Source organism: Bartonella sp. 11B, assembly GCF_002022625.1.
Taxonomy (GTDB): domain Bacteria; phylum Pseudomonadota; class Alphaproteobacteria; order Rhizobiales; family Rhizobiaceae; genus Bartonella; species Bartonella rochalimae.
This window is the reverse complement of record NZ_CP019783.1, coordinates 918,028-930,843: the sequence shown is the minus strand read 5'-3', so window position 1 is coordinate 930,843 and position 12,816 is coordinate 918,028. Positions and strand designations below refer to the sequence as shown.

Sequence of the window (12,816 nt, the reverse complement as noted above, 5' to 3'; positions counted from 1 at the left end):
TCAATACAAACCTAAGTACTCATAATTAATTATTATTGGAAAATAATTATTTAATCTTCTCACTGACGCTGCATTTTCCGATATCAATCATCTTCCACGTGTTAGTCATATAAAATAATTAGCAAGTATTCTTTCAGACCCTCAAGCTACCTATAATGATAAATTTGTTGCTTAAAGGCAAATATATTCTCAAGAAGTTCTTTCTATGTGTCAATATATCAGAATAGCAATCATCATAGGTAAAAAAGGACATTGTATATGGACTGATGGAAATGATATTAGATCTTTTATCAGAAGGAATTTTAAGCGCCTATATACGTAAAATTTGCGCTATTCGCAAATTGTTTCTCTTTGTTCGATGAACAAAAATACATAAATAATCTACCTGATCAGATTGATATTTATGCCCAAGAGAAGACTTATATAAGTTTTTATTTATGCTTAAAGGAGCTGGATCTACAAATAAAACTTTATCAAATACTCCACCTTTACTATCACATAATCATTTAATTAACTTTCTATAGGATAAAATTCATAGATGAGAAACAGCAGCCTGTCTTCCCTACCATCTTGCTATTGTATATATTTATTTATAGATAGAGCATAATGAATATTTTTCAAAATGAAACAGTTATTACAAATTACCAGTATTTTATCTTAACTCATCCCATAAATATATTGTTACAATTTTTATCTCATGAAAATAAATAATTCTCCTTCTAATCCGAATATTTTTAGCAAAAAACTTATTATTTTCAGTATTGTTATAATAAATATTGTTCTTATTCATGGAACAATTTATTCGAGATGTACTGCAGCACAAATCAATAACATAATTTCTGTTCCCCAAAAATCTATAAAAGGTAAGGCATTGGTCATTGATGGTGATTCAATTAAGATTTCTGATAACATAATTCGACTTGCAGGAATCGATGCTCCTGAACTCAATCAATTTTGCGGCATAAAAAAAGAACGCTACGCATGCGGCTTGCAAGCAAAAAAAAAATTAGAAAAACTTATAGCTCATCAATCTGTTACATGTTACTGGTCTAAAAAAGACAACTATCATCGTATTCTTGCCATATGTAGAACAAAAAAAGTTAATAACATTAACGCAGCAATGGTACGCAATGGTTGGGCTGTCAGTTTTTATAACTATCCTAAAGAAGAACAAAAAGCTAAAAGACAAAAAAAAGGAATATGGCAGTCAAGTTTTCAAAATCCGCAAGAATGGCGTAAAACTCATCCCCGCATAAAAAAATAAAGTAATCTCTTTATTCCATAAAAATATCTTTTTAATTTCTTATTTATTATGAATAAAAAACAATGTGAGCATATTATAAAATTAGAAAAAGATATTCATTCTTGCCGTGTTTGTATCAAACATCCACATTATCTTCCTCCCCTTCCCCATGAACCAAGGCCTGTTGTCTATTTATCTAATACTGCTTCTATTGCAATTGCAGGTCAAGCACCAGGATTGCGTGTGCATGAAAGTTTGATCCCTTTCAATGATCGTTCTGGCGTAAGATTACGTAATTGGCTCGGTGTAACCAGTGATGAATTTTACAATAGATCTCTATTTGCTATTGTTCCTATGGGATTTTGTTTTCCTGGCTATGCCCCAAATAAATCTGATTTGCCTCCAAGAAATGAATGTCAAGAAATATGGCATGAAAAAGTATTTCAGGCTATGCCGCAAATAAAACTTGTTCTTGCTGTTGGAAGTTATGCGCACAAATGGCATATCACAAACCTAAAATATAAAACTGTCTCGGAAACCGTCAGTGATTGGAAAAACATACTATCCATACGTCAACCTCGAGGATATAATGTTATGCCTTTACCCCACCCATCATGGCGAAATACTTTTTGGTTAAAAAAACACCCATGGTTTAATGATGAGCTTATTGTACATCTTCGCTGTTTAGTCCGTAAATTCTTATGAATTTGATAGTATATTAATTTTTTATCAAATTAGTTAACTTTAATAAAGTTTATAGCCCCTATAAACAATGTAAGGAATTATCAATATCAAATATAATAAATTAATCATGATAGCTTTATAATATAGAGCTGAGTTCACCATGCATAAAGCAGCATTCTTTATCTAATATTGTAACATCTAATATCCCAGTGAAATTGTTAATAAAAGCTCTACTTAACTAAAATGCTATTATTTAATTTGAATAGCATCTAATCTTAAATATGAATTCACTAAAAGAAGATTTGAAATTTATAACCTATAAGATTATTACCTAATTGTATTAATAGCCACTAGTAAAGCTAATATACTCAGCATATGTTGAAATAATTAATAATCACTAAAACTCCAACTGATACGTTCTAAGTTTAGATATCATAAAATCTGCAATTCAGTCTTGATATCCTTTTTAAAAACTGAAAAATATCAAATCAACTAACTCAAATGAAAAAAGTAATCTGAGATATCGATTTTTAAAAATTATACCATCAAAATATTATGCGAAAAAATGAACGATTTTAGGAAACTTGAATTTTATAGTTTAATAAAGTTTTTATTTTCTAGAAAATTATATTTTTAAAGTTGTTTAATATTTATGATCACATTCTTACTTTTTAATACTCAGTTTTTCTACTCAGACGGTCCCATTTGCGTATGAACTAAGACGGCCGCTTTAACAATACCAGCTGCTATAGCTGCACCTGTTCCCTCACCAAGACACATGTCTAAATCCAAAAGTGGTTCTTTCCCAATTTTTTCTAAAAGTTTACGATGAGCTGTTTCAGAAGAAACATGCCCAACAAGTGTATGATCAAGAGAACTTGGATTTATTTTATACAGCACTGCTGCTGCTGCTGTCGCTATAAACCCATCTAAAATAACTGGAATTTTTTCCATTCTTGCAGCTAAAATAGCCCCTACCATAGCAGCAATCTCACGCCCTCCTAAGCGACGCATAATTTCAAAAGGATCATTTAAATAGTTCTTGTGTAAAGAGACTGCTGTTTTTACAGCCATAACCTTGCGCTGATAAAATTCTCCTACAGCTCCCATACCAGATCCGACCCATTCCTCAGCTTCTCCACCAAACAAAGCAAGACATAAAGCTGAAGCTATAGTCGTATTGCCTATTCCCATCTCTCCAACACATAAGAGATCTGTTCCTCCGGCTATTGATTCCATTCCAAATGCCATTGTTGCGGCTGCACTGCGCTCATCCATTGCCGCATCTTTTGTAATATTCATTGTTGGATATTCTAATGCCAAATCATATATTTTCAATCCAAGATCATAAGCTACACAAATCTGATTGATCGCAGCACAACCTGTTGTAAAATTTTGTACTATCTGTTGTGTCATAGATTGTGGAAATGGTGTAACACCCTCATCAGTAACCCCATGATTGCCAGAAAAAATAGCAACTAGAGGCTTCATTATAATTGGTTTTTCTTCTCCTCTCCAACCCGCATACCAAACTGCAATATCTTCCAATTTTCCTAGTGCACCCTTTGTTTTCACTAATTGTGCCTGCCGTTTTTTTGCTAAAGTTATTGTAAATTCATCAGCAATAGGTAAATTTATTAATAAAGCACGAAAATCATCAAATGGCCTAGCAATCATGAAAATACCTTTTCGAATCTACAATATATAATTAGAACTTTTTTACAGATAGGATATAAATAATTTATTGTTTTTTTTCATATTACAAATGTAAGATGCGCCACTTAATAAGTATCTAGGATGATAGAGAGCAAATGTTGAAACTCTTTTAAAAGATGAAACTGATATATCGCTGTATACAATTATTGCAGTAAACTTTTACATTTTTTAACCTTTAACAAAGATTAACTCTGATCAACTAAGATATTTATTTTATCTCTTTCTTGAAGAACTGCAATTTTCTAATAATTATTCATAAATTATAACTTAATTTATTATATAATATTAAAATATTGATCAAATTATCTTAACTGATAGCAGCAAAAGCTTCTTTTAAAATACGCACATTAGCATCCGTCTTTGTTGCATTATGTGATAATATTTGTCGCCATCGTCGTGCACCATCACGCCCTTGAAACAAACCAATCATATGTCGTGTAATATGAGAAAGACGTCCTCCTGAAGCTATATGTTTGGCGGTGTAATCACACATAGCATTAATAAGATCATAATCACTAAGATTATTCTGCGGTTCACCATATATTTCAGAATCAATAAGGTTCAGCCAAATAGGATTATGATAAACTTGTCGTCCAACCATAGCGGCATCACATGATCTTAAGTGCTCTTTAATTTCACTAATTGATTTTATTCCGCCATTTAATCCAATAAAATTATTTTTATATTTACGCTTTAAATTATAAACCCTTTTATAATTAAGTGGTGGAATATCACGATTTTCTTTTGGACTTAATCCTTTTAACCACGCTTTGCGTGCATGTACCCATAGCGCATCACAGCCAGCATTCCATACACGATCAGCTAAAAAGTCTAAAGCCAATTTTTCATCCTGATCATCTACACCAATACGACATTTAACAGTCACAGCTATAGTAACAGTTCGTTTCATCTCTTCTACAGCTCGCGCTACAATATCAGGATGCAACATTAAACAAGCACCAAATATACCTGCCTGAACACGATCTGATGGACAACCAACATTTAAGTTAATTTCGTCATAACCAAAGTCTTCGGCAATACGTGCAGCTTCTGCCAATTTTTTTGGATCTGATCCTCCTAATTGTATTGCAATTGGATGTTCTTCATCACTGAAAGCCAATAATTTTTTACGGATACCGTAAATCACAGTATCAGCTACGAACATTTCAGTATAAAGCAACGCCTTTTTCGTCAAAAGACGATAAAAAAATCTGCAATGCCGATCTGTCCAACCCAACATTGGTGCCACAGCAAATTTTACTAATGGTGGAGAATGATAAAATGTCATAGGAATATTATTCATATATCTCTATTATTATCTTATTAAGCAAACAAATAACCTCCCCTTCCTCTCCTCCTCATATAGATATTTTATTCTCTCTCATTGCTGAAAAAATAAAACATATAACTTCTTATTTGATGATTTATCTTTTTTCTAAAATAATTTTTGAATCTATATATATCCGCATATCTAGTTTTTCTCATTAATCAACTAATATATCTTAAATAGTAAAATTCAATGTTATGATTCAACATATTTCATAAAATATATAGTATTTTAAAATATCTCTAATTTATAAGATTTTGTAAGTGAAAATTGAGAATACTATTTTCAATAGAATCTATCTAACTTTTTGGAAAACATCTATAATTTGATACATCTAATAATGCATAAAATTTTATTTATATAAAATATGTAAAGAGCACCACCACACCAATATCACTTTTTCATATGCTTACTGGCACGGTAGGTAAAATCATAGAATACAAAATGAAAACCAGAATTATGCTGATGAAAAGCCTTTTTATATCTAACACAATGCTTCAAAGGATATTATCAAAACTATATAGATTAAATAAAGTAGTGTGGAAAAAAAATTCTAGCATTCATTCCAAAGAAAAATATTATATTTCAATATGTTAAATACAAAAAACGGTGCCCCCAGAGAGACTCGAACTCCCGACCCCCTGATTACAAATCAGGTGCTCTACCAACTGAGCTATAAGGGCACATTATATTGGAAATAGCATAAACTTACAAAAAGGCAAATAAAAAATTATGAATGTGATTTACTATTGAAAGATATATCTAAGCCAAATTAATCGGATGTGTATTATAATATGCCTATATTGATAAACAAGTATTGTTTATAAATTTACTCCTTATAAATCGAAAGAGACTGATTTATCAGAAAGATATTTTTCCAACCAATGAATATCATAATCACCATTAGCAATATCTTTATTGTCAATAAGATCACAAAATAAAGGTAATGTAGTTTTGATACCATCAACCACAAACTCACTTAAAGCACGCCGTAAACGCATCATACATTCCAAACGTGTACGACCATGAACAATCAGTTTTCCGATTAAGCTATCATAATAGGAAGGAATACGATAGCCTGAATAAGCCCCTGAATCAACACGAACTCCTAGCCCTCCAGGTGTATGAAAATGGGTAATAAGTCCTGGAGATGGTGTAAAACTAATTGGGTCTTCAGCATTAATGCGGCATTCAATAGCATGGCCAGAAAAGTGGATATCTTTTTGGGCAACTGAAAGCCCTAAACCAGATGCAATATGAATTTGTTCATGAACTAAATCTATACCTGTAATTGCTTCAGTTACAGGATGCTCAACTTGTAAACGTGTATTCATCTCGATAAAATAGAATTCACCATTTTCGTAAAGAAACTCAATGGTACCCGCCCCACGGTATCCAAGTTTTGCACAGGCATTTGCAACAATATTACCAATTTTTTTCCGCTCAGCTTCATTAAGTACAGGAGAATGCGCTTCTTCCCATACTTTTTGGTGGCGCCGTTGAAGTGAACAATCACGTTCTCCTAAGTGTATAGCATTACCAGCTCCATCACCTATGATCTGAATTTCAATATGACGTGGTTTTTCTAGATATTTTTCAATATAAACTGAATCATCATTAAAAGCAGCACTAGCTTCTGAACGTGCTGTTTTGAAAGCTGCTAAAAGTTTTTGCTCAGAATGAGCAACTTTCATACCCCGTCCACCACCACCTGCAGAAGCCTTAATAATAACTGGATAGCCAATTTCATTAGCAATGCGCAGAGCTTCTTTTTCTTCAACTATAGCGTTATCAAAACCTGGGACAACAGGAATACCAAGGCTTTTAGCAGTTTTTTTAGCTTCTATTTTATCACCCATAATACGAATATGTGCTGCTGTTGGACCAATAAATGTAATATTATGAGCTTCCAATACATCTGCAAACTTTGCATTTTCAGAGAGAAATCCATAACCTGGATGAACAGCATCCGCTCCTGTAATTTCACACGCCGAAATAATTTGATAAATATTTAAATAAGAATCGCGAGAATGTGGAGGACCAATACACACACTTTCATCAGCAAGCCGAACATGCATAGCATCAGCATCAGCAGTTGAATGAATAGCTACAGTTTTAATTCCAAGTTCTTTACACGCTCGCAAAATGCGAAGAGCAATTTCTCCTCGATTAGCAATGAGGATTTTTTGTATCATGACTGCCCCTCGTTTTATTCCACTATAATAAGTGGTTCATCAAATTCAACTGGCTGACCATCTGTAACTAAAATAGCAGTCACAGTACCTGAATGCGGTGATAAAATTTGATTCATCGTTTTCATTGCTTCAATAATCAGTAAAGTTTGGCCTTTAGAAACATTTTGCCCTACTTTTACAAAAGGTTGTGCACCTGGCGCAGGAGCAAGATATGCTGTACCAACCATTGGAGATACTACCTCATTTTTTGATTTTTCTTTTTTTATAGAATCTTCAGTTGTCGGAAGTGAAGAAGGACCTACTGTAGAGCCAGACATAGGTGCATAAATTGTTTGTGCAGAAGAAGAAGTGTTTTGGCGCGCTACACAAATGCGAAATCCGTCTTGTTCAATTTCAATATTGGTCAAATTTGTATCATTCAAAATTTCAGCAAGGTCGCGGATAATTGCTGTATCAATCCCAGTACACTGCTGAGTATCTGTTTTTTTTATTGCCATTTTATTCCTAACTCCTTGACCGATAAAATTTCTAATACTTACTATCCTTATGACTAAATATCTTTTAAATTTTAATGAAGTTTCCCCTAATCATTGTGTTCACATTGTCATTAAATTAAACTGCAATACAAATCCACATTTATAAATCTGTTAACAAAAAAATCAAAGAATCAATATATTGGTGTATTTCTCAATAATCTCATTGAGAAAAGAGAAGTTCATTGTGCATCTTCTATTGCTGCTTGCAAAATACTTTTTTCTACAGCTCCACTAAATATTTTATCTCCAATGATATAAGCGGGGGCACCAAGAATATTCAAGGCAGAAGCGATTTTAAGATTTTCTTGAAAGAATTTCTGTAAGTTTGAGCTTTGGATTGCATTCCGTAGCTCTTTTTCATTGGCTCCTAAAGAAACTGCTACTTTTATAGCTTTAGCTTCATTTGCACGGCCTTGGCTCATTAAGAGTTTTTTATGAAACTGAAAATATTTCTCTGGAAAGAGTTTTCTAAAAACATAAGCAATAATATGTGTTTCTACGGAATCAGGCCCTAAAATTGGTAAATCTTTGATAACTATTCGTAGATCTGGATATTCTTGTATTAGACTTATTAAATCTGAATAGGAACGTTTACAATACCTACAATTATAATCAAAAAATTCAACAAGCACTATTTTTCCATTTGGATTTCCTAAAATAGCATCATGAGGAGATTGAAAAATTTCCTTTTCTAATAACTTAATGATTTCAGATTGCTTTTGAGCTTCCTGCTGACGGCGTTGTTCAAATTTTTCTTGAAGGATAAATTGCATTTCAATCATAATCTCCGGATTATTAAGGAGATAGTCTCTTATAATCTGTCGAATATAATCATCACTGATGCTTTTTGTGCTTTTTTCGCTAAACTTCGACAAAAAATCAGAATCTTCTAAAAGTTGTATTTTAAGATTTTCTATGGTTAGATGGTTTGATGTTTGTTCTTTTGTTTGCGCGTATGACAAAAACAAATACATAAAAACGCTCAAAATAAACGCCATTAAAAAAATTTTCATGAATGGTAATTTTAAATGTTGAGCTTGATCGATCATTTATCTGTCTTTGTATTTAGCTTAAGTATTTATAAACTTATATGATAAAGTATCATATTTATGCAACAAACCAATTAAATTATAATATATAATTTAGCGAATTATGGAGATAACCTGTTCTCTATTATCTGATAAACAGAATATTTTCATGCATATTTTCGTATTTTTTTGTTAAAAGAAATATCAAAATATTTGATATAAAGCATTTACCTTAATCGCTCAAATATTGGCATCATTAACTCCTGTAGGCCAACTTAATATGAAAAAAGAAAAAACAATGAAAGCCATGGTGCATTATGATCTATTTATTATTGGTGGTGGAATAAATGGGTGCGGAGTAGCCAGAGATGCAGCTGGTCGTGGATTTAATGTTGGCTTAGCTGAAATGAATGATCTTGCATCCGGTACATCAAGTGCATCAACAAAGCTTATCCATGGTGGTCTTCGTTATCTTGAACACTATGAATTTAGATTAGTTCGTAAAGCATTGAAAGAACGTGAAATTATTTGGCGTATGGCTCCGCACATTGTACATCCTATGCGCTTTATCCTACCTTATCATAAAAAATTACGGTCTTCTTGGATATTACGTTTAGGACTTTTTATTTATGATTATCTTGGCGGTTGGAATCAAATATTTCAGCGTACCAAAATGATTAATTTTTCAAAAAATTTTTGTACTTCTCTTAAAAAAAATTATCATAAAGGTTTCGAATATTCTGATGCGATAGTAGATGATGCTCGCTTGGTCATTGCTAATGCGCGAGATGCAGAAAAATGGGGAGCCGATATAAAAGTACGAACAGAAGTTCTATCCTTAAAAATAGAAGGGAGCAAATGGCTTATTACTCTTCATGATAAATTAAATGATAAAAAATACTGCGTTACCGCTTCTTATATTGCGAATATGGTTGGTCCTTGGATTAATCATGTTTTAAAAAATGTTTTAAACTCTACAGAACTTCCTCCAATGCGGCTTGTTAAGGGATCCCATATTTTGATTCCAAAACTTGATATGCATAATCGCGCTTATATTTTACAAAATAACGATAATCGTATTATTTTCGCTATTCCATATCAGGAAGAATTTACATTAATCGGAACAACAGATTGTGATTATCAAGGTAATCCTACTGATGTATCTATTAGTGATGAAGAAATCGATTATATTTGCGCAGTAGCAAACGAATATTTCACACAACCGATATTGCGTGAAAACATTATATGGACTTATTCGGGTGTTCGTCCTCTTTATGATGATGGTACTTCAATGGCTCAAGAAATAACACGTGATTATGTCCTCAAAGAAATAGGAATAGAGAATACACCTAAAATTCTTAATCTGTATGGTGGAAAAATAACGACTTATCGCACATTGGCTGAAGATGTAATGAAATTTATTGAAAAAGCGCTTGGTCCTAAGAAAGGACCATGGACACTGAACTCTGTTCTTCCTGGAGGCGATTTTCCATATAATAGATTAGATATGATTGAAAACAGAATTTCTGTTTTACTTCCAGATCTAGATGCTTTTACTTGCCGTAGGCTTGCTCGTTCCTATGGTTCAGAAACATTTATAATATTTGCGAATGGGAATGTGGATAAAGGGAAATATTTTGGACATGGGCTTTATGAAATAGAAGTGAAATGGTTAATGGAAAAAGAATGGGCAAAAACATGTGAAGACATATTATGGCGCCGTTCAAAACTTGGCCTTTTTTTTACTAAACAAGAAACTGATACTCTTGCTAAATATATAGAAGGTAAAAAAGAAAATGGATTAAAGAATATCTCTCTTTAGATTATATAAAATTTTATACCTGAATTTTGATGATCTTATAAAAAATTTTTATAATTAAATATTTCTATAATAACTTGTATCATTCAATTTATTCTAATTTCAAATCTCATTGATCACTTCGATAGCGTTTCTCATTACGGTACTTATAGCAGCTAGTGTAAAAATAACTGCTGATAAATTAGAGTATTATATATATCTTGTAATTTTATGATAAGAGTATTTATAAAGCTTTTAGAAAAAGAAGTGATTATTGTATCAGTGAAATTTATATTCTATTGAAATGATCTAAAATCTTGTTTTATTAAGCGATATCAAGAATAATATGTAGTAATAATTTACAATAAAAATAATTATTAATTTTATATAACTTAAATATTACAATGCAATTTACCAGAAATATTTAGTCTCAATAAATTAGCTTATACTTATATGTTAACCACTATAAAGCCTTACGTTAGTTAACAAACAAGGTATAAGCGTTTAAGGCTATATCTCCTGTTACATCCAATATCCCTAATCCGCAAATATCTCGAAAGTGAACAACCTGTTGACTTCTATAGATAACTCCCAAATCAAATACAAACAATATCAGTACCATAAATATTCTTATTTTTGATCTCCTCCTAATTAAAACACATATTGCTAAAGAGAATAACTGAACTTTCTAGATCTCAAAATGAATATGAACTATATTATCATATGGATTTTTAATGTATATAATAGCAATAAAAAAGATTTATTTTTAATAATTATATTGGACAATTATAGGTATATTTTAAAAAATAATTATTAAATTACTTCTATCGTATTCTTCTTTTTTCTATTAATTAGATAATATGTCTTAGTTATTATTTTTTATAATAAATAAAATTAATTATTGTAATAATATATAATATCGTTATACTATAATTAAAAATTAAATAAAGGGGGGGTATTATGCATAAAATCGATTATAATAGCTATCGTACCGTAAATGGTTTTAATCGTCGGGTTCGCTTTCTAGTAATGCATTACACTGCAGCCAACTTTAAATCATCTGTCATAACTCTCACAGGACCTTCAGTCAGCGCCCATTATCTTGTTCCTGATCCTTCAGAACAGACATACATTGATGCAGGTTTTAAAGATATGCGCATTTTTAATTTGGTTGATGAAAATGAGCGAGCCTGGCATGCTGGCATTAGTTCATGGGCTGGACGTAATAATTTAAATGATACAGCTATTGGAATTGAAACAGTTAATCTAGCAACCGATAACAACGGGAAGTTTACATTCCCGCCTTTTCATCCAAAGCAAATTGATGCAATTAAAGAACTTGCATTTAACATTCTTCAACGTTATCCAGATATTTCACCAACTAATGTTGTTGGCCATAGTGATATTGCTCCTGGGAGAAAAATGGATCCAGGTGCAGCTTTTCCGTGGAAAAAACTTTATGATTCAGGTATAGGAGCGTGGTACGATGCCGTACAAAAAGATTTTTATCAAGAAGAGTTTACTAGAGATCCTTCATTTTTCGCAAAAGCAAAAGAAGAAGTTGTAGCTAAACTGAAAAAGTATGGATACGATACTTCAGGTGCAAATACTGAAAGTGGGTATAAAAATTTGATTATGGCGTTTCAGCTCCATTTTCGTCAAGAAAACTATAATGGACTTTTGGATATTGAGACCGCAGCAATTATTTACGCATTGGTAGAAAAATATTTCCCATCAAAATAATTTAGCTTAGTTTAAATTAAAATATATGTGATTGTTACAGAAGATTTTTTGCCTTCATAGAATTATTAGCTTTAATGATTAAAGTGATATACTTTAATATTTTTATGAGTATCACAACTTATTTATATTGCTAATTTAGAATAAATAAAAGGAATAGATAAAAGCTTTTTTCTAATCCTTTTATCCTTTATGATTATAAAGAATTTCATTTAGCCTTAAAGCGAATTTTAAAGAAAGAGAAAAACTGAATATATTTTTAGCTTTTAAATATATAAAATAGCCAATATATAAATTTTAGTTGGATTTCATAATCAATCCTAAATTAGACTTTTAGCCATATTAATGATTTCGTCTAGGATCCAATAAATTTTTCCTCAAATTTTTATAATTAAAGAATCAAATTAAAATACCTTTAAATATAATAGAAGGTAATAATATCTTTTTAGAATTATTTTTTCGACAATATCAACTCCTAATACTTATTTTTGTTAAATGAAATGTTCTTTCTTTTTTATGAAATTATTTAACAATAAGTACAGAAAATCT

Annotated in this window: 9 protein-coding genes and 1 tRNA gene; 4 read left to right on the top strand and 6 right to left on the bottom strand. The window is 31.4% G+C overall.

The window, feature by feature from the left end; translation table 11 throughout:
• The first annotated feature begins 697 nt into the window (after positions 1 to 697).
• Both Bho11B_RS03975 and Bho11B_RS03970 read left to right on the top strand, forming a co-directional pair.
• On the top strand, positions 698 to 1,264 hold the full coding sequence (locus Bho11B_RS03975) for a thermonuclease family protein (RefSeq protein WP_035005906.1): 567 nt from the start codon (positions 698 to 700) through the stop codon (positions 1,262 to 1,264).
• A gap of 48 nt (positions 1,265 to 1,312) precedes the next feature.
• Positions 1,313 to 1,948: a uracil-DNA glycosylase family protein gene (locus Bho11B_RS03970; protein WP_078673719.1), complete on the top strand. Its 636-nt coding sequence runs from the start codon at positions 1,313 to 1,315 to the stop codon at positions 1,946 to 1,948.
• A 666-nt stretch (positions 1,949 to 2,614) separates the two neighbouring features.
• Here Bho11B_RS03970 and cobT read toward each other — a convergent pair.
• The 6 genes from cobT to Bho11B_RS03935 all read right to left on the bottom strand — a co-directional run bounded on the left by cobT (position 2,615) and on the right by Bho11B_RS03935 (position 8,750).
• Positions 2,615 to 3,604: a nicotinate-nucleotide--dimethylbenzimidazole phosphoribosyltransferase gene (gene cobT / locus Bho11B_RS03965; RefSeq protein ID WP_078673718.1), complete on the bottom strand. Its 990-nt coding sequence runs from the start codon at positions 3,602 to 3,604 to the stop codon at positions 2,615 to 2,617.
• A 346-nt stretch (positions 3,605 to 3,950) separates the two neighbouring features.
• Positions 3,951 to 4,931, bottom strand: coding sequence for a tRNA dihydrouridine(20/20a) synthase DusA (gene dusA / locus Bho11B_RS03960; protein WP_078674093.1), 981 nt, complete (start codon positions 4,929 to 4,931; stop codon positions 3,951 to 3,953).
• A gap of 649 nt (positions 4,932 to 5,580) precedes the next feature.
• Positions 5,581 to 5,653, bottom strand: a tRNA-Thr gene (locus Bho11B_RS03950).
• A gap of 153 nt (positions 5,654 to 5,806) precedes the next feature.
• Positions 5,807 to 7,165 (bottom strand): acetyl-CoA carboxylase biotin carboxylase subunit, encoded by a 1,359-nt coding sequence (gene accC, locus Bho11B_RS03945; RefSeq protein WP_078673716.1) that lies wholly within the window; start codon positions 7,163 to 7,165, stop codon positions 5,807 to 5,809.
• Between the two features lie 14 nt (positions 7,166 to 7,179).
• Positions 7,180 to 7,662 carry an acetyl-CoA carboxylase biotin carboxyl carrier protein gene (accB, locus tag Bho11B_RS03940; protein WP_035005912.1) on the bottom strand — a complete coding sequence of 161 codons (483 nt, stop codon included), beginning with the start codon at positions 7,660 to 7,662 and terminating at the stop codon, positions 7,180 to 7,182.
• Between the two features lie 218 nt (positions 7,663 to 7,880).
• The gene (locus tag Bho11B_RS03935) at positions 7,881 to 8,750 is read right to left on the bottom strand and encodes a DsbA family protein (RefSeq protein WP_035005914.1); all 870 of its coding nucleotides are present in this window, start codon (positions 8,748 to 8,750) and stop codon (positions 7,881 to 7,883) included.
• Positions 8,751 to 9,009: 259 nt separating this feature from the next.
• Here Bho11B_RS03935 and glpD point away from each other — a divergent pair, with 259 nt between their 5' ends.
• Positions 9,010 to 10,551 carry a glycerol-3-phosphate dehydrogenase gene (glpD, locus tag Bho11B_RS03930; protein ID WP_078674092.1) on the top strand — a complete coding sequence of 514 codons (1,542 nt, stop codon included), beginning with the start codon at positions 9,010 to 9,012 and terminating at the stop codon, positions 10,549 to 10,551.
• A gap of 936 nt (positions 10,552 to 11,487) precedes the next feature.
• Positions 11,488 to 12,270: an N-acetylmuramoyl-L-alanine amidase gene (locus Bho11B_RS03925; RefSeq protein WP_078673715.1), complete on the top strand. Its 783-nt coding sequence runs from the start codon at positions 11,488 to 11,490 to the stop codon at positions 12,268 to 12,270.
• The last annotated feature ends 546 nt before the right edge of the window (positions 12,271 to 12,816 follow it).

Bases quoted from the DNA above. Each gene is read 5' to 3' on its own strand.
- glpD (WP_078674092.1), top strand. From the start codon at position 9,010: ATGAAAAAAGAAAAAACAATGAAAGCCATGGTGCATTATGATCTATTT.
- cobT (WP_078673718.1), bottom strand. From the start codon at position 3,604: ATGATTGCTAGGCCATTTGATGATTTTCGTGCTTTATTAATAAATTTA.
- Bho11B_RS03970 (WP_078673719.1), top strand. From the start codon at position 1,313: ATGAATAAAAAACAATGTGAGCATATTATAAAATTAGAAAAAGATATT.
- accB (WP_035005912.1), bottom strand. From the start codon at position 7,662: ATGGCAATAAAAAAAACAGATACTCAGCAGTGTACTGGGATTGATACA.
- accC (WP_078673716.1), bottom strand. From the start codon at position 7,165: ATGATACAAAAAATCCTCATTGCTAATCGAGGAGAAATTGCTCTTCGC.
- Bho11B_RS03925 (WP_078673715.1), top strand. From the start codon at position 11,488: ATGCATAAAATCGATTATAATAGCTATCGTACCGTAAATGGTTTTAAT.
- Bho11B_RS03935 (WP_035005914.1), bottom strand. From the start codon at position 8,750: ATGATCGATCAAGCTCAACATTTAAAATTACCATTCATGAAAATTTTT.
- dusA (WP_078674093.1), bottom strand. From the start codon at position 4,931: ATGACATTTTATCATTCTCCACCATTAGTAAAATTTGCTGTGGCACCA.
- Bho11B_RS03975 (WP_035005906.1), top strand. From the start codon at position 698: ATGAAAATAAATAATTCTCCTTCTAATCCGAATATTTTTAGCAAAAAA.